The following is a 21,573-nucleotide window of genomic DNA, read 5'->3' as shown; positions in this document are numbered from 1 at the left end:
CCCCCTTTATCTGACGTAATCTGGATATCTGTGTTGCTTAGGTATCATTATAGTTTTTATTGGAAAGCGCTATCAATTTTAAGATTTTTACTTCTCTTTCACTTTTTTTACTTATTGGGAATTTCGATATTCCTGTGGGGAAACACCCATCTTTTTCTTAAAAAATGTCGTGAAATAGGAAGGAGATTCGAATCCGAGCCGCGTGGCAATCTCCTGCAACTTCATATTCGTATGCTGCATCAGGTGAAGCGCCCCCTCCAGCTTCTTCGCCTGGATATACTCCAGCAGGTTGTGCCCTGTCAGCTGCTTGTAGTAGCGCGAAAGATAAGATGGGTTAAAATGGACTTCCTCCGCGATGGCGGTCAAGGAAACATCCCCGGATAAATGCTCCAAGATATATTTATGGATCCGGTCGATCACGTCGAATTTCATATCATCCTGCTTGAACCGGTCGTAATCTTGGTTCGGATCCTCAAGCTCTTTAGCCTTTTCAATGTCCACAATGACCATATTTTGACCAAGCGCAGCCCTGCTCTGCAGCATGGATCCTAAAACATCAAGCTGCTGTCCCGAGGTATCCCACTTATGAAGCAGATTGCCTGATATTCCGAAAGAAACATGAACACCGAGCAGTTCTTCGCATTCATTTTGGACCAGCTCCAGGATGCCTCTCATATAGGACATAACCCCGTGCCAATGAAGCTCACTCTCCGGCTCATCACCGCGAAAACGGTTCCGAAGCTCCGCATCCGGCTGCAGCAGCCATACCTGTAAGGCATCGTCCAGAACAGCATGCTCACATGCAAATGAGGCAGGCAAATCGTTAATAAACGTCATCTGAACAGCTTGCGCCACATCCTTGGTTTTTGACTCCGCCGCTCCATTGATCCTTCCGATGATAAAAAATGCCGGCTGATCTACATCAATGCGGAACTCCACCTCTTCATAGCGGGGCTCGGACAGCAGGGAATGGACGGCTTCTCCTTTCAATACCTGTCGTATCAGCTCCCGTTTCAGCAAAGGCTCGGCGATTTGAAAATGCACCCTTGCCTTTTCTGCCTGAATTCTGCGACGGTTTTCCTCATCAAGCTTAGATGAAGCCTCTTGGACAGCTTGAAAAATCGGATCGATTCCTTCGGTTTTCAGGATGTAGTTATCCACGTTTTTGCGCAGTGCTTCATGCACATAATCAAATTCACTGTAACCGGTCAGGAAAATAATTCGGCAATGCGGCCAATAGTATGTAATTTCATCAATCAGTTGAAGCCCGTTCTTATGGGGCATTCGTATATCGCTGACCAGGATGTCCAGCTTCACTCTCATGGCAATCTCCAGCGCTTCCTTGGCGGAATAAGCTTTACATACATCCAGTTCCAATTGTGCATGCTCCTGAAAAAGCTGAACCAAGCCGTTAACGATGACGGGCTCGTCGTCCACGATCAACAGTCTGTACATGATGATGCCTCCTCTATCCCATCGATGATAATGATCAGGTCTACCTTTAAGCCGCCATAGTCGCTGCGCGAGATGAACAATCCGCTTCCGGGTCCATATTTAAGCTGGAGCCGGTTGTTCACGTTGATCAAACCTGTTTTTTCAATATGCTTTGAATCCATGGCAAGCTTGTCCCGCAAACACTGCAGCATCTCATTCGTTAACAGCTTCCCGTTATCCTCTACCGTGACACGCAATTGGCCTTCCCGGTAATCGCTGCTGATGTACACTTCCCCCTCCTCCATGCCGTCTTCGAACGCGTGTTCAAACGCATTCTCTACGATAGGCTGTATGATGAGTCTCGGAACGGTTATGAACGGCGGGATGTCCGAAATTTCCTTATGCTCGTATGTGATCCGGTTCGAGAAGCGGATGCCTTGAATGTCGCAGTAATCCAGCGCATGCTTATATTCCGTATAGAAAGGAACCTCGTCGGAGCCGCTTCTCGTGATGTATTGATAGTAGCTTCCGAGCTTTTGAGAGAGCTCCGCCGCACTGTCCGAGTCTCCAACCTTGCACATCATATAAATATTGAAAAAGCTGTTATATAGAAAATGTGGATTGATCTGGGACTGCAGCTGCTTCAGCTGCGAGTGCTGCAGTGCTATTTTTTGCTCATAGTTTTCCTCAATCGAATGTTTGAGCTTAAACGCCATCCTGTTGAACCCGTTAAATACGTAATGAAACTCGTCTTTGCTTCTGGACTCGATCATGATGTTCAAATTATCGGTTTCGATCATATGAAAGGCTTTGACAAGCTTGGACAGAGGCCGGTGGATCATCAGATTGACCGAGAACGAATAGAGCACCATGACGGTTACCGCTAGAATAAACAACGTATAAAACCATGTAATGAATTGGCTTAAAGGCCGCGTAATTTCATTTTGGTTCACATACATAACCAGGGACAGATGCAGCGCGCTAACTTCATTCTGGATAATAAAATAGTCTACGCCATCCAGTTTCCCCGTCGCCGGCACACTTTGCTCCGGGCTGGGATTGTCCAAGATATGGCTCAAAATCTCGGATGACTCATCGGCCCGCGGAGCCGTCGTTAATATGGTCCCCCCTTCTTTACTCCCGAGTAATACTTCGGATTCCGGATACAGCTTGGCGATTTCGCTTAAAGCCCCCAGCAGCTTAGTTCGTGAAATTTCGATATAGGACCAGATACCGCCGTTGTTTTCGGTTTCAATCAGGAAAATCCGCTCACCGCTTCGATAAAAAGAAGGCTTGGGCAACACCGCCATCATGGAAGATATCCGTTCCATTTCCTTATTGGGCGTATTGGTCACGCCCGTTGTGGTCGAGATCGTTTTCCCGATATCCTTCACGTAAACGCCGGCGCTAACGATGTACTCGCTGGAGACCATAAGGGTGGCAAGCCGATCCCTGACCTGATCGATAAGCTCTACCTCTTCATAATTCTCAAGCATGCTGCCTCGAAAGCTCAGCTTCTGCAGATCCTTGTCATTTAACAGCTGCAGCTGTAAATTCCGGATAAAATACATCTCTTTATCCAGCTGCTTGGAATAGAAAGACGCGCCTGCTGTCGCGGAGTTCAAGAGAGACTCCTTCGTCACGGACATCCCCTTATAATTCAACCAAATATTCATAGAGATGAGAGGAAGTAATAATAGAATAAAAACGATGACGATTTTCTGATACACAAACCATTTCGATGCTTTGCCCGGAGCTTGAAGTTTCATGCTTTCCCCCCATTTGGTATCAACCGATCTATTATCATCTAGTATAGGGGGGCCGGCTGACATTACAACGAATTATTTTTACATATTCGTTGTGAACCATGACAGGCATGGGTTCCAGGCATAGAAAAAAAGCCCCGCAAGGGGCTTTTAAGCTATTTTAGAATTCAGTATAGGCATCGGTACTATGATGTGGTCATTTCGAACCGATGATTTCATATTTTGGCTTCACGTTGTTGAAATCCGGATTGGTTCCGCTTACCATTAGGCCCATTCCCCAATCGAAGTGAACATCCGCCGTAGGCACGTCCGCAGCGTCACGATATTGGAACAGGATGTTTCTTCGCGTACGATCGCTCCGGTTCACGTCCGAGCCATGAATGGTCAGGTAATTAAAGAAGAGTACATCGCCCGCCTTGGCTGGACACGGGGTTCCCGAAGATAATGGATACTCCTTGTGGTTCAAATAGTAAGCGCCGATATGCGGCAAAACGCCTTGTTTATGGGATCCCGGCACAACACATAGGCAGCCGTTCTCCATATCGGCATCATCGAGATGAACGCTGGCGGCTAACATGGTATGATCGCGATGCGGGAAATACGGATAATCTTGATGCATGGGAAAAGCGGCCCCGTTAGCAGGAGGCTTCACCAGCATTTTCGAGTGATGCAGCTGCACGTTGGGTCCGATGATTCCGTTCAACGCTTCTGTCATTCGAGGATGGATCGCGGCTCGCATGAAAGCGGCATCATGGTAGTGCACGTCGTGAAAGCCTTTCAGAACCAGCTTCTTAAGCTGCTCAGGCGGCAGGAAGTCGCCTTGCCATGCATGGTTTTGATCCGATTTAGCGCGTGCCGCCCTCTGGATAATCCCTTCAACTGCCGCTCTCATATCCTCTACTTCCTGTTGATTATAAACGCCTCGGACCAGCAGGTACCCATTGTCTTTGTAAAATTGCACATCCTTTTCGTCCATCATCACCATGCACCCTCTCAATATGTTATGGTTTATCTAAGTTCATTATAGTAAGGGCGAGCGAAATCGTATTTGCACGGGAATGACGACGTTTTGCAAAATTACGCCAAAGGAGCTGCAAATGACTTGTACCATTGGAGCAAAAGCGAGGAACGCCTTAATCGTTATGCTGGACGGCTTGAAGGCGAAAGCCTCTCGTTCCTTGTCCATTATTGGGGGACCGTCCAGCATTTGACGGCCAATTCCATACATCGGCATTCATTCTATGAGATTTGTTATGTGGACGGCGGAAAAGGCATATATACGGACGGTGATCAGATGTATCCCTTATATGAAGGGGTAGCTTTCTGTACAATCCCAGGCCGGTTGCATCAGATCAAAGACGTAGACGGTCTGAATCTGTTATTCGTCGCGTTTGAACCAATGGAGAGACCGTCTGCCCAAGAAGTAACGGTGAAATACAGCGAGGCTCTTCAGCGATGTGCCGTTTGGACCGAGCACGCCAGCGATTCGCCTGCCATTCAAATATGGAAATCCATGCTGCTGCGCTCGGAATCCGACACATCGCTGCCTGCATCGCTTTTGCCGAAGCTAGCACATGTACTCCTGCAATCCTTTCCTGGCCTGTTCGGGGCTTCCGGCAGTTTCGAAAGCGCTCTACTCTTATCCTCCGCGTTACAACTCGTTCAAAAGGCAAAGTTGTACATAAGAGACAACCTCGGCGGGCCTGTGTCACTACCCGAAGTGGCGGCTTACCTGAATGTGTCCGAGCGGCAATTATCCCGATTGTTTGCGGAGAGCATTCATGAATCCTATTCCTCCATGGTTCGCACCGAACGAATCCGGGCAGCCGAGCTAATGCTCCAGCACACCCGTGATCCCATCAAGGTGATCGCAGAGCGAACCGGGTTCTCATCCGTTCATTACTTCACGAGGCTGTTCACGAAGTTCAAAGGCATCCCCCCCGCCGCTTATCGAGCGAGATGGGCCTTAGAGGCGGATCGCCAGGAATGATCTCTCCGAGAGATAAGCGCAAATCGGCAACGAAACAGCCCAACCATGTGTATTTTATAGATGTTAGTATATAGATCCTGCTGATTTCTCAAGTATATTCCATGCATATGACTGCCTTGCGCAGCTCCCTTGAGTAGAAAAGATACAACGCATCAGCCCCGTAAGCCTGAAAGTAATATCCCGTTAACCGACCTGTATATGTAAAAGTCTCTCCCTCCGGTGTACGGGGCACGTGCAGCAGATTGGTCTGTTCAGACCTGAGCCAATCTTCCAGTGATTCGCCCTCTTCCAGCATGAATGACGAGCAGACCGTTCATCCGGATACCATACGAGCTCGGAGATCGACGCCGTAATATTGAATTCATATTTCATCTCTTGCCGCCTCCTTGCTTACTGCAAATTCAAATCATCCTTTTAGCATTCGTTATAACATCTTCTGTCGTTTATATAGATGCTCAACATACGGGATATTCTACCATATATCATTCCTGAGTTTGAATTTCAGACGCTTACCCACGGTAACTTGGCGTGTTATAATTTGTTTAATAGGCTGGAGGGAATGAAATTAATGCTGGAACTGGAAGCAGCTTTAACTAGATTCATAGAACAACAGGACTTATATAATCGGGATTTCGGGCTCTTCACCGATCATGAATTACGGCAGCGGTCCGAGGTCCAGCTGCCGCCCGTGGATGACCGTATCACGCTGTCTCCTGAACTGACTTATCTATATAGCCATTATGAGATGATTGACGCTATGGCCGAAGGAACCCACAAAATGAAGAACGCGGCGGTTGAGATCGGTGAATCGGCTGTCATCTACTTTGTGTCTCCTGAGCATCTGGTCCGGCAGCAAATGGGCTATCGCTGGATTTACGTCGGCGGTGAAACGGCAGAATCAAGCCTTTGGCCGACTCATCACGTCGTCATTGCCAATGTAAACGATGATCCGCTGATCGTTGACGTCCAAGCGAGTGGTTCACCCGTATATGCCGCATTCGAAGGCGGCGAGCCGAAGCTGATTGCGACTTCGCTTGCGGATTGCTTTGACGCGCTGTCCATTCTCATCGAAGGAGCTCGGCTTTTCCAAGGGGAAATCAGCGACGAAGAAACCTTTGAAACGAAACCGGAATATATCTCCCATGTGATGCCAACACTGACTGATCTTTTGGGAAGCGAGCAAATGGAGGCGCTTCTGGAATATTTATCGCTTCAATAAATGGAAGGGCTGCGGATAACATAAACAAAGGACACACCTCTAAGAGAATGTGTCCTTTATCCATTGATCAACTGGGAATCTGGATATCTGATCCTTACCGTTCAGGACCATACACCTCAAATTCCCAAATCGAATATCCGTATATCGTGGCCCGAATCGTGCCGTACATCCGAACATACCGTGCTTCCACTTCGTCAAAAGTAATCGTCTCAAGACCACCCTTGCCTGTCGTGGTGCTGTATACATCTCTCCAATTAGCCTCATCGCTCGGATCGTCGGCTATCTGTATTCGGTAGCTCTTCCCGTAAGCAGCCTCCCAAAAGAGCCTGACTTCGTCTATCGTTTTGGTTTCTCCGAGATCGACATAGATCCAACCGGGATCCACTCCCCGCTTCGAACCGAAGCGAGTTGTTAAACTTCCGTCGTTCACGTACGGCGCGGTGTCTTCCAGTCCGTCATTGGATGAAGCCACAGCTGGACGGTGCAGCGCCAAATTGGTTCTTGGTGGAGGTTCCTCGTTCTGAACGGGCCTGATCGTGACATCGCCGTAATGTTCTTTGCTCAGGAAGTTCATCTCGTGAAGCGTAGTCGCCGGTACGCTTGCTCCAGGCATATAGACATTCTCAAACATCAGATCCGTAATCTCGGCACCTTCCACACCCTTGATCTTCGCAAAACTTTCACCCGCGTCGCGTACTGTAATATCCTTCACTTTAACGTCTCTGACTGGTCCCACGCCGTTATTGCTTCCATTCACTGTGAACAGGGTCATCCAGGCGCTATTGTCTTCGTTCTTGCCGCTGATATCTTCAATGTCCATCGATTCGAATCTTACGTCACTCACCGTGCCGGTACCGTATTTATGATGAATGGCAAACCCCACTGCGGCTTTGTATACGACTCCGTTTCTGAACACGATATTGGATTGATCCTGCATGATGCCTTGGCCGATCTTATAACCGTAGCATAACGTCCACGCGATCGTATCCTCGAATAACACATTGCGGACGGGTTCCGGATTACCTGGCCAAGGCACTTTACCCGAAGCGATATCGGTATCCTCTTTCCAAGCTTTCGTGGAGAACGGATCATCCAGCGAAATACCGATCGTATGTTGTACGACAACGTCTTGGGATTCGCAAATATCGATCCCGTCATTCTCTCCCATCCCCAAACTGTTGAACAGCTTCAGATTTCTGAAGGCCAGATCATTCGAGCGGACCGCGACAACCGCCCAGCCCGATGATTCCCGAATGATAATGCCATCCATCACAAAATGGGACGTATCAATCGGAACGACCAGATTATTGATCATTCCCTTGCCGTTGGATCCTTTGTCGTCGTGCAGGGCCTGCCCATTGCCATCGATTGTGCCCCGACCATATATCCGGATATTCTCGGATTGAAATGCGGTTGAGATCCACCATGTAGCCGGTCGTCCCATCGAATCCTTGAACCAATGCTCCGTGTAATCGTCTGTTCTTCCCGTGCCGACCAAGGTGGCTCCCGGTTCCATGTAGACCGCCGTATTGCTTTTTAATACCAAATTGCCGATTTCATAGGTTCCCGCCGGTATGTAAACAATGCCCTGCGCACCGTCTCCTTGCGTGGTGCCGTACTGACTGGCATCGTCAATGGCCTGCTGGATGGCCCGCGTTCTTATGGAAACTTCGGTTGTTGATGAACCCGAGGATACAACATCATACGGAGCGGATATTACATTGAAGATTCCCTCACCGGTTGAGGCAGGTGCATCTGATTCAAGCGGATCCGCAGCGATGACCATACGCGTCTTGCGGTTATTCATCATGACGATTAAGTATTCGTCCGAACGGGTCGTGAAGGTGATGGTTCTTCCCTCAATCTTGTCTGCTTGAATGCCGAGTTTCTTCGGACTTATCGAATACTCATGCACCTTATCTGTGTTGAGAATGGTTAATTCATAAGTGACAGGACCGTCGGACATGGAAAAATGCGCATAGTCATAATCGCTGAATCCCTTCACCACCGGGACGGGTACTCCGTTCGCTTTAAGTGTGTAATTGACGGAGCTTGCATATCGTTCCGAAGGCTCGTAGGTTACGATTGAGGCTGGTGCCATTGGAGTAAATGCATCCCCTCCCTCTGATGCTTCCACTTGAAGATTCGCAGATGGTGACAGCAAGGCAGCAGCAAGCGTAAATCCAAGTGCGGCACGAAACCATTTGCTTACGAATGTCATCACATGTTTCCTCCTTTTCGTTCGATTATTTGAAAGCCGTTTCAATATTGTCTGAATCAGCATTCCGCCACTTCATTATAGACTGCATGCAAAGGGAAAATAATGAGGGTAATTCCACAAAAAGGGCAGATTCTATATACGAATTTGTTCCAGGGTGTTTCCTCTTCAGATTCATATCCCGGAAACCAATCTTGGAACATGTGACAATCCGAACCGAACGAAAGCATATCGGTTTTGATAGATCGGGGTGTCTGGATCGAGTTCCTTATCCGTCCAACCGGGTTTATCCTTAAAGCTGTCGGGGCCTACCTTAAGCGGCTCCCCTTTCACATGGTGGTGCGGACCGAGCAAGTTTCTGCAGCTCCCAATCAACTCAAGCTCAATCAGGTTCTCTCCGGTTTGGAGATATCCTGAAATATCCGCCTCATACGGCTCCCATAAGAAGGAGCGAATTTCTTTCCCATTGATGCTTAGTCGCGTAACAATTGCATTCGGCCTAGAGCCAAACTGCCATAACCAGCTAGCTCGATTATCCGGTCGAATCGAAATCGTCTGCACAAGCCGAATGCTTCCTGCAAAGAACGGCAAGCCCTGACGGACCAGATCATCCGCCAGCGAGCATTCTTGCTGAGGTTCGGATAGCTTGAACGGACCATCCGTATAGAGGACGCCATCTCCCCCATCAACGAACGCAGATTCTGATGTTACCGCAAAATCCCCGATGATATAAACGCTCTCGAGCTCCGTATCAAACGTAAGCTTATTCGCTTCAGCTTCAAATTGATCGGCACGCTCCATTGCCGCATACGTTTCGGGCGCGTTCCAAAAATCCAGGGCAAGCCTGATGGTATTACGACCGCGCTGAAGGCAGCCTCTAATATCGATCTTCTTGAAAGCAACGTCTCTCCACCAGCCACAGCTATGAGAAGCTACTTCGTTTCCGTTCACCCGGATAATCGTTTTCTCCGGATTCTCCATGACAAGATACAATTCCCGTTCAATGACTGGATCGAAAGTTACGGCAACCTCGAATTCCAATTCGATACGCACGGGCGCTCCGATCTTGAGCAGTACTTCCTGAATAAAAATAAGGGGCAGAGGTTCAGACCACTCGCCATTCTCCACCCGATACCTGCACGTATCCAGCGTTAAGCTGTTATCATCGATATAATCGACACTCCACCGCTCATCCAAGTGTTGAATATGAGTTTCGGCATTTCCGCATTCGAGTTCAGTTACCGTATCGGAATCGTTCAGAGCCTCATCATCCGGCACAACTCGGATCACATAGGATTGCGCTGGGTGCAGCGTCAAGTTCAGCCGAATGCCGTCCGCCATTACTTTATGGTTCAACGGTTCGAGCCCGCCGCTCTCCAAATGAATAAGAAAGGGCCTACCCTTTCGATAAATAGTTACCTCCGTATCCGGATATAGCTCTTCTCCCGAATTCACCAGATAATAGAGATAAGAGTCGTCCAGCTTAAGGGTCTGAATGTTAAGCATATCCGATGCAATGGGATTCCACTGCCCGTCATTTACAGAGATCGAAGGGGAAACGATGCCGGACATCATTTTCGCCAAAGATAACCGGTTCCAGGCGGGTTTCAATGCAGCTCCTATTAAATTAATAATATCTTTGCTCTGTTCTCCATTGATCAGGTACGGATAAGGCTCGAAAGCGATCAACGTTCCTCCCTGAAGAATAAATTGATGGAGCAGATTCACGGTTACTTTATTTAAGGTAACACAAGGAGGTATGACAACAATCCGATAGTCGGCCTCTCCTACAATGAATCGTCCACCCGCTACCTTACCATGACGTTCCATGATTCCCTCGCTGCCGTAATCATGCTCGATAAACGATTGGCACAGCCAGCGGGACAACTGGGCAAACGATTGATGATAAGGTTCAATCCGGCTGGAGTCTGAGCCCGCTTGCTCCACCCAAGCGGTCCGGATGGGATGCAGCAGCAGTACATCGGCCTGCCGTGTGCCCTCCACAAGCAGCATGGACAAACGGGCAAAGTAATCGTTAAAGTGGTGATAGTGCTCCCACCAAGGCTGTTGATAGAACAACGATGGCGGATAATCCCGTTTCCGCAGCCCTCTAAGCGAATAGGCCTGCAAATGCTGACACATGAGATTCATCCCGTGAACGAATTGCCATTCCCCGATCCGCTTTAAATCCTGAAAGCTGATATTCCAGCCGGTGCAGCCATAACTCTCGGTGATGGCTTGTTTTTTGCCGAGCTGACGTACAACGGAGCTGACTTGCTTGGGAACAAGCGGCTCTTCGCTGACCGAACGGCCGAGCCAGTCGCAGCCGGGGATTTGCAGATACTCATAGAAGAGCAGCGGATCGCCTACCGAAGTCGCTTGGCTCATTAGCGTTTGCTCGTCCACGACATGTCCGGCCGAGGACCACCCCCGCTCCCCGCACCACGCTCCGATCTGCATGGCATAGGCTTCAGTGAATAATGCGGTAACGCAAGACCAATAATCATACCTTATCTTGCGGCAGTCATTCGTTTCCAAGAAGAGTCCAGGTAGTGCTTCAATCAGGGAATATCCATAATGGGTTTCAAAAGCTTCTTCCAGCTCCAGCGACCACGGAAGATCGCCCCGGCCAAACTGCGGTTCATCCGTGAATATCCCCTTTAGAACCGAACCGTATTTATTGCCGAACTTCGTCCAGTAAGCTTCGTAGATGGTTGTAATGAACGCCTTTACAGCCTGTTTGCTTAGCGTGTCGATATAGTACGGATTGATCTCGTAATATACACGAAAGTCAGGACTGCGAGGATCATCCGGAGTGAGTAACCGCAGCTCTTCACCGCTCTGAACATAATAGGCTATCGTCACTTCATTTCCGTCCTTAAACGGAGCCCATTCATAAGCCAGCCGCTTCTGCTGATAAGCAGGGCCAAGTGCAGGCACCTTTCCGTCACCGAAACCGCTGGGCCAGCCGTTTTCGTCGTACAGCCATGCCTCCAGCCCGAGCTCCTCACTTTTCTCGATGCAGACCTGTATGGCCTCCATCCACTCCTCACCCATATAAGGTACGGTAAGTCCTCCCCTGGCATGTATGAAAAAACCGCCGATACCGGCCTTGTGCATCTCTTCGATCTGCCGTAAGAGTTCATTCTTATTCAGATCGTCATTCCAGGACCAAAATGGCACCGTTCGATAACGAGCAGGAGGATGCTGCAGAAGATTCCAAATCGTCATTTTCTTATCCTCACCTCGCACTAGTCATTCAGACATAATGTAATCAAATCATCGATATGTGCCGTGGCCAAACATTCCACCGCGTCCGCTGAACCGTAAAAAATTTTAACCTCGCCATCATCTTCAAGTATCATGCCGCCAGGAAAGATCACGTCGTTCCGGAAGCCCCCTTCGGTCTCGTAACTAACCTCAGGTGCCAGTAAGGGCTCCTTATACAAACCGATGATTTTTTTGGGATTATCCAGATCCAGCATCATCAATCCGGCGGTATAGCGTTTTTTCCAGGAAGATTCCCACCCGTTCTTGCCCCTTTCGGGGTCAAGATCCACCGCATGAAATGTTGTTAGCCAACCATGCTTTGTCTTGATCGGAGGAGCAGCGGGGCCAATCTTGTCATTGGCAAATGCGACGTCCTCGACAGCCAGCAGTAAATCGGAATTTCCCCAATACTTCAAGTCCGGCGATTCCGATATCCACATATCAAACCGATCGACTCCTCCTCGGCTGTACACCGTGAAGGGCCGCTCCAGCCGCACATAGTTGCCGCCAATCTTCTCGGGAAACAGCACCATGTTGCGCAAATCCGGTGTCGACAAACTCAATATTTCAAAATTCTCAAAATCGTCCGTAACCGCGACGCCTCCGCGAATGCCATGCTGCGTGTCCACGGCAAAACACATGTAACAGCGACCGTCGATAACGGTGAGCCGAGGGTCATACGCCCGAATGATCTCTTGGTCATGCAGCTTGAAGCACGGCTTTGGCTGCACCTCCCAATGAACCCCGTCATTGCTGAAGGCGACGCCAAGGTCGGTGGTATGATGGGGCTCGAGCGTCTGGCGTTCTGCACTGCCGTAGTCGTTACGAAACACCATCACGTATTTTCCGTTGAATTTGGTCACGCCTGCATTGAATACAAGCGCAGTCGGGTATGGAACGCGGGCCGCATCCAGAATCGGGTTACCCGGATGACGCCGAATCACGGAACTAGAGATGAGATTTCCAATATGAACTGAATTCATAGCATGAGCCTCCTGGTTGTGGATAAGATGCCGCTAGCCCTTTAAAGAGCCGGCGGTCATTTGCATAAAGGATTTGTTGGCAAATATATAAGCGATAAGGATCGGGAGAATGGACAGGCACGCCCCGGCCATCATGAAGTGGGTCTGTGAAGCGGCTGCGACACCGTACTTCAGATTGGCAAGGCCGACGGTCAACGTCTGCAGCTCCGGTTTGCTGAGCGTAAACACAAACGGGAGCAGATACTCGTTCCATGCACCGCGGAAAGCAAACAGTGCACACACGCCAAGCCCGGGCGTAAGCAAGGGAATGATGATTCTCCAGAACGTTCTGCCCGGCGAGCACCCGTCGATACGCGCGGCTTCGTCCAACTCCCTGGGAATCCCGCTCATAAAGCTGAGCAGGATGAAGAATGCTGAAGCATGAGCACTGATTAAAATTAGGATTACGCCCCACAGCGAGTTATGCAGATGAAGCTGAACCATGAGGTCGAATTGAGGGCGCAGCACCACGGCGCCGATGGCGACAAACATCGTAAATGCCTGCAGGCCGACGTATAGCTTTTTACCGATAAAGTCCATTCGGTTCACGACGTACGCCGCCATGGAAGCCACCCATAACGTTCCGATGGTCGCGGCCCCGGCAACGAACAGGCTGTTCAGCGTGTAGGTTGAGAAATTCGCTTGTTCCCAGGCTTCGATATAGTTGGAGAACTGCCAATCGGCCGGCAGAAACGTGGCCCCAGCCGTAAGCTCGGCATTGGTTTTAAAAGAACCGAGCAAGGTGATCACGACGGGAAACAGCGTCAGAAATGCGACGATTAACAGAAACGCCCACAGTATAGTATTCCATGCGATTCTCATGAACGTTTCCCCCTTATTCGTTATGACTCATGCGTTTCGAGCCATAGAAGTAAAGTATCGTAATGACGCCGACGATCACGGCCGTAACAAATGCTACCGCACTGCCATAGCCGAACTCCTGGATTTGCGTGGATGCCGTGGAGCCAGCCGGCGGGAAGAACAACTTATATACGTATAGGAACATGACATTGGTTTTTCCGATCGGACCGCCATCGGTCATCACCATGATGCTCTCATAGCCTTTTAGCGCATTGATGATGGCCAACATGATGATCATTTGCATCACGGGCCCCAGCATCGGAACGGTAATGTACCGAAATTGCTGAAATTTGTTTGCCCCATCCAGCGCCGAGCTTTCGTAGACATCTTCGGGGATGTTTTGCAGCCCCGCCAGAAACAAAAGCATGTAATTGCCAATTGCTCCCCACACGGCTACAAGAATAACGGTCAGCATGGCATAATCCACGCCCAGCCAATCGATGGCATTCCCGATGATTTGATATTTCAGCAGGAACTGATTGAGAATGCCATTATAAGAATTAAAGATCGTAAAAAACACGACCGCCATCACAGCGGTGCTTATGATTGTCGGCATAAAGAATATCGCTCTCAGCAAATTTCTGCCTTTGATCCTCCAATTCAGAATAACGGCCAAGATCAGGGCGAGCGGTATCGACAGCAGGAGTTTGCCTCCGGCATAGATGAACGTGTTGGCTACGGATTCCCAGAATTGATGATCACTCATGACTCGTTCGAAATTGGCCAATCCTACGAATCGTTCGGCGCCATATCCTTTATAATCGTAAAACATATACCTCATCGCCCACATGATCGGGTAAATGCCAAGAACCATGGTCAGAATAAAGCTCGGCAACAGAAAGCTGTATGAAAAAGCAACACTCTTCGCTTTATTCATATCCTCTCAACTCCTTGCGGTCTCTTTAGAATGTAAGAAAGGATGGAGCATGCCCCATCCCCCATGAATCTGTCTATTTAGCGTATTGTCCGGCAAGATCCAACGGATTAAAATCTGCCATCGGCTCCGCCTTCACTTCCCCGCTCGCAATGGCAGCGTCCAACGCGGCATTATAGCGGGTATTCAAGTCGTTGATGATGGAATCCAGATCGCCTCCGCTTAGGATGTATTTGAAGAAGGCGTCATCCGATTTCATGCCTTGTACCGGCACGGTCGGATAGACCGGCCAGACACCGTCGTACTTGTTGGGCAGGAATCCGTCGATCCCTTTCACTTCGGGCTTCGCCGCAACCGCGCTGACCGAAGGAACCATCGATATGCCGAATCCCTTCTCTTGGTACTGTTGTAGGATCGACTCATCGTACATATACGTTAGGAATTTCCATGCCGCTTCCTTGTGTTCCGACTCCGAGCTAATGGCCAACCACTGCCCGCCAAGGAAGCCGGAAGCGCCATTGAATTGACCGTCTATGGAAGGAACGGGTGCCGCTGCCCAGTCGATTTTTGCCGGGAATTGCGATTGGTAGACACCAGCCTCAGCGGAAAAGGATAAGTACATGCCGATTTTCCCTTCGGCGAATTGAGCACGCAATGGATCGATATCAAGCGATTCGACACCCGGCAGCATGCTTCCGTCGTCCTTGATTTGCTTGAAGGCTTCCATGATCGGCTTAAAGCCGCTGAAATCGTAACGGGCCGTCTTAAAATCATATCCAAACCCGCCGTAACCGCTCACCTCTGCGATTACTCGCGCGGAACGCCCCAATGCACTGGAAGGATTTTTGAAATTCTGGGCGAATCCATAGGCTCCGCTTGCCTTCCCCACTTCGGTTATTTTCTTGGCTGTCTCGACCAGCTCATCCAAGGTGGTTGGCGGCTGCTCAATACCCGCTTTGGCAAAGAGCTCTTTATTATAGATCAATCGCATCGTTGTGCCGTAGTTTGGCAGGCTGTAGCGTTTTCCCTCAAAACGGTTCAGATCCTCCATCACCGGAAACTTTTCTTTCATTTCGTCCGTCAGGAACTCGTCGATCGGTGCCAGAAATCCTTTTTTATAGAACGTCTGTATGGTGTTTTCTTTCACGCGGATAACATCCGGCGGCTCTGAAGTCTGAAAGGACATGTCGAGCGCTTGATCGAAATCATCACCCTTGATGACCAGCTCCACCTCGATATTGTCCTGGTTCGTTTCGTTGAATGTCGCGATGGTCTCTTTGACAAATTCAGAATCATGGCGATCTCCGGTCCAATAAGTGATCTTTGTCTTGGCATCGGTTTTGGAATCCGCTCCTTGATCCGTGGATTTCGGGCTACCGCAAGCTGCGAGACTTCCCGAAAGCACCAAACACATCGCGGATATAAGGAATTTCTTGCTTAACTTCATCCATGTTACCTCCCTTTTTTTATCTACGGAATCTCGTTCTTTCTCTCTCATTATAAGGGCCGCCTCTCACTCGCATAATGCGGGTAACCACACATCGAGGGCAGGTTTCCCCATGAATCCGTCCCTTCACAAAACAAGCCCTGCATCCAATAAACACGGAAACAAGGCTTTATCGAAATATGATGATTGACTCGCAGTTAGTCCAGGTCCATCGGTGTGCTGACCTTCCCCGTACTATACAGCTTGAACTCGGATGGGGTCATATTGGTATGTTTCTTGAAGATTTCGCTAAAATAGCGCCGATGCTCATACCCAAGCTCCTGAGCGATCTCCTGTACCTGATAATCATCGATCAGCATTTCTTTGGCTTTTTCCATTCGCTGATGAATCACGAATTGTTGAAAGGAGATATTCAGCACTTTTTTGAACAGATTCGAGAAATACCCTGGACTGATATTAAACTGCTTCGCGCAAACATCCAGCGTTAAGTTTGTATGTAGATGCGCACATATATAATCCTTCGCCTGGTAGATCAATTTCGTTGATTCGTCCGAGCGCTCCTGCTCGACCCAAGAACAAGCTTCAAGGCATATCCCTTTTACCGTATCCCGCATGATCGGGAACGAAACAAGGGTGGAACTCTTTACCGCGTTCCATTGTTCCTCAAGCCTCTTTACTCGTTCGTGAGGGAATAACTCCGACATGACCCTGCATATCTTGGATGACAGCTCATAACATAAATTTTCGACTTGCTGCGGCTTGGGCAGCGGGTCACGCTGCAATATATCATTAAAAATTTGCTCCAGAATCAGCCGACATTTTTCCCTATGCCCGGAGCGTAAAGCAAACAGAAATTCTTGTTCGGTTGAAGCCGTATAATTCAGCAGGGTTTTCTCCTCAACCGAGGAACCGATATATCTGTTCACGCCATTGCCGTCCGTATAGAAATGATATTCCATTGCATTCAGGGCCTGCTGATACGAATCGGGTAACTCATCAATCGAAGTGACGCACATGCCAATCCCGATGGAGATGGTTGAATGCGTAAATTGGTAAATGTTCAGCCGGCACGCTTCCGATATTTGCTCCGCCCTCCCCATATCCTCGCAATTGATCAGGCAGACAAAACGGTTCAATGCCTCGCTAAAGACGACGCCACGAGTAAAAGTCCCTATCGTTTCTTCCAGAATATTTCGGAGACTGAACCGGATCAGCTCCACTTCGCGCGCAGGCTGCTCTTTATATTTGTCCATGAAACGGTCCAGTTCCACGATGAAGAGATTGAAATACCGCGGCTCAAGCTTAATTCCGAGTGTTTGCCATTTCTGATAGGCCGCTGCAGCATTCGTACGGTGATGGATCAACAAAGATAAATATTCCTGCTGCAAAACCGGCATGCTTGTTATCATATTCTGCTTCAATTCCATGAGCTTGCTCTGTTCCTGCCGTTCTTCTTCGTAAGCTGCCTTTGCCTTTAACACCACCTGTACGATTTCATCCATGGAGAACGGTTTCTTGACAAAATCAAATGCGCCTAGGCGAATGGCTTGCCTCGTAAACGAAAAATCGGTGTATGCGCTGAGAATGACAATCTTCGTGGAAGGAGAACTTTCGAGAATTTCTTGCGTCATGGCCAAGCCATCCTTTTTGGGCATCCGGATGTCCGTAAGGACAATGTCAGGTTTCATCTCCTTAACCAGGCGAATCCCTTCCTCGCCATCCAGCGCCGTACCAACGACCTCAATATGATGTTCCTTCCATGGCGGCTTTCGGGCGATCATGTCGACCACGCTTCGAATATCATCGATGATGCATAACTTAATCACGGGTGATTCATTCATCATGATTCACTGTCTCCTTCTCTAATCGGCATCCATATTTCCGTTCTTGATCCTTTGCCAGGAAGGCTGGTCAGTTCGATTCCGGCTTCATCGCCATAGAAGAGACTGAGCCGGTTCACGATATTATTCAAGGCATAACCCTTCTTGGAGACCGGCGGCTGCAGCATCCCCTTCCTTACCTTAGCCGCATCCATGCCGATCCCGTTATCCTCTATAATCAGGTGCAGCCGTTCGTCTTGCCTGTAAACCCGCACATGGATACAACCTCCAGCGCTTATATCCTTAAAACCGTGTTGAATGCTGTTTTCCACGATTGGCTGCAATAGAATTTTGGGCAAAAGGCTATTTAATAACGAGTCGTCAGTCACGGTAACTTCAAACTCAAACAGACCTTCATAACATTTTTGCTGCAGGAGACAATACTGCTCCACATGCAGCAGCTCATCCTCCAGCGTGTTCCAATCCTTGCCTCCGCTCAGCCCTAACTGGAACATCTGGGACAAGGACAGAATCATCTCATTGACCTCATCGTTCTCGCCTAATACCGATTTGCAGTATATCGTATTGAGGGTGTTGTATAAAAAGTGTGGCTCCATCTGCGCGGTCAAAGCCCGCATCTCCGCCTTGCGTTTCCCGGATTCGCTCAGCCGTACATCATCGATGAGGCGGTTGATTTCATCCAGCATTCGGTTGAATTGATAACCCACCTGTGCAACTTCGTCAGTAGACCGGCTGGCAAAGCGGACATTCAGGCGGTTGTCCTCGACCTCCCGCATGAGCCGTTGCAGTTTATATAACGGATTTAGCAGGATTCCAGTCAAGTTGGTAGATAGAAGCCAGGTTAGAAGCAGAAAGAACAGCATGATATAAAAGGTGGTTCGCTTGACGCCGTTCATTTGTTCGAGCAATTTATCCTTCTGCTGAATGCCGAACAGGCTCCAGTCCTTGACCACGGCGGATCGGGTGTAATTCACCAGGTAATCGGTTTCGTCAAAATGATGAAAGAATGAACCTTGGTTACCTTCTGAAACATTGTACAAGAACGGTTTATCTTTCATAAGATTGTGGTTGGACGACCATGCCGTCCGAATCACTTCCTCGCCTTTCGAATCGATGACAAAATAGTCGCTGTCATCGTTCGATGAATGCTGGTTGACCGTGCCGATCAATCCGCTTTCGTTCACGTTCACCACGATGAATACGTTGGTATTCGAAACGTTCTCCTGCGTTCCCTTGGTAACAAAGGAAAGCGTGCGGCTGTCCCCGGTAAAAAACTTGTCGGTGTGCCCCTTAACCCAAATCCCCCCATAGCTCTCTTTCACATCGTAATACATGCCGGATTCATAAAAGGACTGCGTCTGGGAACGACGCTGCGATACCGGATAGAAATCTCCGATAGGTGTGGCAATGAGAATGCTTTCGATTAGAGGTTCGTTAAAGGAAACTTGCGAAAACACATACTGAAGCTCGGACAAATGCACGTAATAATTCGAGATGTCGTTGCTCTGCACATCCAGCATCATTTCCTTGAAGGCGTAACTGAACATCAGGGAACGAACCGAATTGGAGATGCCGGCCAGCTTATCGTCCAGAATCTGAGTCGTTTTGTTCACGGTCTCTTGTCTGGATTCAAATGCGTTCTTCTGTAGCTCCTTGGAGGCGATCCAATAGGTAGTCATTCCTACCGCTCCGATTGCAAGCGTTATCATAATAGCGAAGGACAAGCGAACTCTTTGTTTAAACGAAATGCCGTAAATCCATCGGCTGAACTTTCCGGTTACACGCTCTAACCTCCGTCGTCTCATCAATGCTCGATCAACCTCTCCTGTAATTACATGAAGACTTGCCATGATTAAACGAATCTATTGCGGATCATTTTACAATAAAATATCAATTTAGCAATAGCATATTTATTCCCTCTCCCTGTTAATTTCGCAGATCGATCCATTTCACGATATGGAAGGTAGCGATAGTAAGCTTTCTTATTGGTGCCGTGACGGGTTTGTGCTACCATTTAGAAAAAGAAGTAAGGATTCAAGAACCCGAGCCGCTCCAGTGTTTACCGGATTCGGATGCATTGCTGAACAATCCGGACGCGGAGCTTACGATTTATCTGGATACGTTAAAATTAGATGAGTTTGCACCGCTGGAATTTACGATTACCCAGGGTTATAACGAGAACTCCAGAAGCCTGGATGCAAGGCTGTATTATTTTGAACACCAGGAGGTGAATGATAACCAGGGACGTATCGAGTATAGAGGGAATGGCGTATTTTACGTATATTGGATTGGATCGATGGACGTCAACTATTATGACGGCAGTAAGCCGGATACCCGGCTCGAGCTGGAAGGCGAGTTTACGATGGAGAAATACGAGGATTGGATATAAAGAGATACATACATAAGCTGCAGTAGAACCTCCGACCTCGTAGAGCCAACATTCATGGTGTGCTGGCACTGCGAGGTTTTATCTGCATCATGACTACATAGGTTCTTGAGTCTTATACGCCGAACTGTTTTAAATGATGGTCCAGATGCTTGTATAATCCTACCCCCCATTGCTCCGGGGTCATTTTACCGAAGAATGGATGGGGATGCGTGGTACATTTGTTGGGTCCGTTGTTTTGGAACGCTATAATTTTTTCTTTTAATTGTTCTTTTTCCGTTTCAAATTCTCTTGGATCCGCAATCAAAATGTCCGGAATGGTAGACATATTGCGGGGTAACGACTTTTCGTTATAAAACATGGGCTTCGCGAATTTTCCTACCAATATACCTAACCAACCTCTTGGAGGATTCGTGATGCCCATGGCTATGTCTTGGAACGCGGAGCAGTGAGACAGCATTTGGGCAACATCCATTTTCCCCCATAACGGCTGTGCTTGAGAGCTTAATGTGTCGATTCGGTTTAATATTCGGGTCATATCCAAATGATTGTACATATTATTCATGATTTCTCTCCCCATAATGAAGTTCATGGCTAAACACCTGATTACATTATAGCTGACCCATCTTCGTGACATTTCTTCTTGATTGCTTTCTTGATTTAATATTTTAATAAAAGAATTAATAGCATTAAACCTGTGAAGCAAAGTAAAACTGCAGCCAATACATGAACAAAGTGGGATACTAGTTCCCTACATCCATCTCATAAAAAATCCTTTTGAAACCTTCACCTGTCTTTCTTGTGCCCAGGTCTCCAGCTGCCTAATTCCCTCCGCCTGGTCCTCCGCTAACTGAAAACAAAACTTCAAGGGAACTATTGCACGCCCTTTCGGCTTGATCCCGATCACTGGTTTCCTGTCATGATTGATCAGTAAACATTTCACAGCTTCAGTGTTAATAACTGTACCGTTTATGACGATTCCTTCTTGAGCCATTTCCATCACGCCTGGTTTCATTAGATAGGTTCGATATACGGAGATGATGAAAACGGCCGAACAAAAAACTGACCATATGATACTGAAATAATAAAAGACATCCTTTTCCCCGTGGTGTCTCATGATATTTCCAAGAAGAATAGCGATCAAAATCAACATCGAAATCATCAGTCTGACCCCTGACGGAGCAGAAACTCGAAACATCCTCTTCTTATTCATCTTATCTCCTATCCTGAAATCATGATGGTTCT

At 48.3% G+C, this 21,573-nt stretch carries 16 protein-coding genes and 1 pseudogene; 3 read left to right on the top strand and 14 right to left on the bottom strand.

Translation table 11 applies throughout. The features are described from left to right. Positions 1 to 111 precede the first annotated feature (111 nt). From OHJ21_RS06250 to OHJ21_RS06240, 3 genes are all read right to left on the bottom strand, one after another. Positions 112 to 1,455 (bottom strand): response regulator, encoded by a 1,344-nt coding sequence (locus tag OHJ21_RS06250; RefSeq protein ID WP_486019553.1) that lies wholly within the window; start codon positions 1,453 to 1,455, stop codon positions 112 to 114. After that, positions 1,440 to 3,203, bottom strand: a complete 1,764-nt coding sequence (locus tag OHJ21_RS06245) for a histidine kinase (protein WP_486019552.1) — start codon at positions 3,201 to 3,203, stop codon at positions 1,440 to 1,442. Before OHJ21_RS06245 ends, OHJ21_RS06250 begins: the two co-directional genes overlap by 16 nt. Before the next feature lie 193 nt (positions 3,204 to 3,396). Next, entirely contained in the window at positions 3,397 to 4,179 is a 783-nt protein-coding gene (locus OHJ21_RS06240) for a phytanoyl-CoA dioxygenase family protein (RefSeq protein WP_100536829.1), read from the bottom strand. Positions 4,180 to 4,269: 90 nt separating this feature from the next. On the opposite strand from OHJ21_RS06240, the gene OHJ21_RS06235 reads away from it, so the two are divergent. Beyond that, positions 4,270 to 5,190, top strand: a complete 921-nt coding sequence (locus OHJ21_RS06235) for a helix-turn-helix domain-containing protein (protein WP_486019551.1) — start codon at positions 4,270 to 4,272, stop codon at positions 5,188 to 5,190. An 88-nt stretch (positions 5,191 to 5,278) separates the two neighbouring features. Here OHJ21_RS06235 and OHJ21_RS06230 read toward each other — a convergent pair. Further along, positions 5,279 to 5,488: pseudogene (locus OHJ21_RS06230) on the bottom strand (siderophore biosynthesis protein); the annotation flags it as partial. 261 nt (positions 5,489 to 5,749) lie between these two features. Here OHJ21_RS06230 and OHJ21_RS06225 point away from each other — a divergent pair. Continuing rightward, positions 5,750 to 6,409, top strand: coding sequence for a hypothetical protein (locus OHJ21_RS06225; RefSeq protein ID WP_486019550.1), 660 nt, complete (start codon positions 5,750 to 5,752; stop codon positions 6,407 to 6,409). A gap of 94 nt (positions 6,410 to 6,503) precedes the next feature. Here the strand turns inward: OHJ21_RS06225 and OHJ21_RS06220 are convergent, their stop codons facing one another. The 8 genes from OHJ21_RS06220 to OHJ21_RS06185 form a co-directional block, all read right to left on the bottom strand. Beyond that, a complete protein-coding gene (locus OHJ21_RS06220; RefSeq protein WP_486019549.1) occupies positions 6,504 to 8,630 on the bottom strand; it encodes a galactose-binding domain-containing protein in 2,127 nt (708 codons plus the stop codon). A gap of 171 nt (positions 8,631 to 8,801) precedes the next feature. Then, positions 8,802 to 11,858, bottom strand: a complete 3,057-nt coding sequence (locus OHJ21_RS06215; RefSeq protein WP_486019548.1) for a glycosyl hydrolase — start codon at positions 11,856 to 11,858, stop codon at positions 8,802 to 8,804. 20 nt (positions 11,859 to 11,878) lie between these two features. Further along, entirely contained in the window at positions 11,879 to 12,880 is a 1,002-nt protein-coding gene (locus OHJ21_RS06210; RefSeq protein WP_486019547.1) for a glycoside hydrolase family 130 protein, read from the bottom strand. A 33-nt stretch (positions 12,881 to 12,913) separates the two neighbouring features. Then, positions 12,914 to 13,741, bottom strand: a complete 828-nt coding sequence (locus OHJ21_RS06205) for a carbohydrate ABC transporter permease (protein WP_486019546.1) — start codon at positions 13,739 to 13,741, stop codon at positions 12,914 to 12,916. Between the two features lie 13 nt (positions 13,742 to 13,754). Then, the gene (locus OHJ21_RS06200) at positions 13,755 to 14,657 is read right to left on the bottom strand and encodes a carbohydrate ABC transporter permease (RefSeq protein ID WP_326119388.1); all 903 of its coding nucleotides are present in this window, start codon (positions 14,655 to 14,657) and stop codon (positions 13,755 to 13,757) included. A gap of 73 nt (positions 14,658 to 14,730) precedes the next feature. Next, positions 14,731 to 16,101, bottom strand: coding sequence for an ABC transporter substrate-binding protein (locus tag OHJ21_RS06195; protein WP_326115219.1), 1,371 nt, complete (start codon positions 16,099 to 16,101; stop codon positions 14,731 to 14,733). A gap of 197 nt (positions 16,102 to 16,298) precedes the next feature. Beyond that, positions 16,299 to 17,945, bottom strand: coding sequence for a response regulator (locus OHJ21_RS06190; protein WP_486019545.1), 1,647 nt, complete (start codon positions 17,943 to 17,945; stop codon positions 16,299 to 16,301). Next, positions 17,942 to 19,747 carry a sensor histidine kinase gene (locus OHJ21_RS06185; protein WP_486019544.1) on the bottom strand — a complete coding sequence of 602 codons (1,806 nt, stop codon included), beginning with the start codon at positions 19,745 to 19,747 and terminating at the stop codon, positions 17,942 to 17,944. The genes OHJ21_RS06190 and OHJ21_RS06185 overlap by 4 nt, the downstream gene beginning before the upstream one ends. Before the next feature lie 188 nt (positions 19,748 to 19,935). On the opposite strand from OHJ21_RS06185, the gene OHJ21_RS06180 reads away from it, so the two are divergent. After that, positions 19,936 to 20,331, top strand: a complete 396-nt coding sequence (locus OHJ21_RS06180; RefSeq protein ID WP_486019543.1) for a hypothetical protein — start codon at positions 19,936 to 19,938, stop codon at positions 20,329 to 20,331. Positions 20,332 to 20,443: 112 nt separating this feature from the next. On the opposite strand, the gene OHJ21_RS06175 is transcribed toward OHJ21_RS06180, so the two are convergent. Beyond that, entirely contained in the window at positions 20,444 to 20,893 is a 450-nt protein-coding gene (locus tag OHJ21_RS06175; RefSeq protein ID WP_486019542.1) for a DUF1569 domain-containing protein, read from the bottom strand. Between the two features lie 186 nt (positions 20,894 to 21,079). Beyond that, the gene (locus OHJ21_RS06170; RefSeq protein ID WP_486019541.1) at positions 21,080 to 21,490 is read right to left on the bottom strand and encodes a hypothetical protein; all 411 of its coding nucleotides are present in this window, start codon (positions 21,488 to 21,490) and stop codon (positions 21,080 to 21,082) included. Positions 21,491 to 21,573: the final 83 nt, after the last annotated feature.

Origin of the sequence: Virgibacillus sp. LDC1 (genome assembly GCF_025792345.1) — a bacterium.
In the GTDB taxonomy this organism is placed as follows: Bacteria; Bacillota; Bacilli; order Paenibacillales; family Paenibacillaceae; genus Paenibacillus_AQ; species Paenibacillus_AQ lautus.
Note: the sequence above shows the minus strand (reverse complement) of the source record. Positions and strands in the feature narration are given on the sequence as shown.

Bases quoted from the DNA above. Each gene is read 5' to 3' on its own strand.
- OHJ21_RS06250 (WP_486019553.1), bottom strand. From the start codon at position 1,455: ATGTACAGACTGTTGATCGTGGACGACGAGCCCGTCATCGTTAACGGC.
- OHJ21_RS06245 (WP_486019552.1), bottom strand. From the start codon at position 3,203: ATGAAACTTCAAGCTCCGGGCAAAGCATCGAAATGGTTTGTGTATCAG.
- OHJ21_RS06240 (WP_100536829.1), bottom strand. From the start codon at position 4,179: ATGATGGACGAAAAGGATGTGCAATTTTACAAAGACAATGGGTACCTG.
- OHJ21_RS06225 (WP_486019550.1), top strand. From the start codon at position 5,750: ATGAAATTAATGCTGGAACTGGAAGCAGCTTTAACTAGATTCATAGAA.
- OHJ21_RS06220 (WP_486019549.1), bottom strand. From the start codon at position 8,630: ATGACATTCGTAAGCAAATGGTTTCGTGCCGCACTTGGATTTACGCTT.
- OHJ21_RS06215 (WP_486019548.1), bottom strand. From the start codon at position 11,858: ATGACGATTTGGAATCTTCTGCAGCATCCTCCTGCTCGTTATCGAACG.
- OHJ21_RS06210 (WP_486019547.1), bottom strand. From the start codon at position 12,880: ATGAATTCAGTTCATATTGGAAATCTCATCTCTAGTTCCGTGATTCGG.
- OHJ21_RS06205 (WP_486019546.1), bottom strand. From the start codon at position 13,741: ATGAGAATCGCATGGAATACTATACTGTGGGCGTTTCTGTTAATCGTC.
- OHJ21_RS06200 (WP_326119388.1), bottom strand. From the start codon at position 14,657: ATGAATAAAGCGAAGAGTGTTGCTTTTTCATACAGCTTTCTGTTGCCG.
- OHJ21_RS06195 (WP_326115219.1), bottom strand. From the start codon at position 16,101: ATGAAGTTAAGCAAGAAATTCCTTATATCCGCGATGTGTTTGGTGCTT.
- OHJ21_RS06190 (WP_486019545.1), bottom strand. From the start codon at position 17,945: ATGATGAATGAATCACCCGTGATTAAGTTATGCATCATCGATGATATT.
- OHJ21_RS06185 (WP_486019544.1), bottom strand. From the start codon at position 19,747: ATGAGACGACGGAGGTTAGAGCGTGTAACCGGAAAGTTCAGCCGATGG.
- OHJ21_RS06175 (WP_486019542.1), bottom strand. From the start codon at position 20,893: ATGAATAATATGTACAATCATTTGGATATGACCCGAATATTAAACCGA.
- OHJ21_RS06170 (WP_486019541.1), bottom strand. From the start codon at position 21,490: ATGATTTCGATGTTGATTTTGATCGCTATTCTTCTTGGAAATATCATG.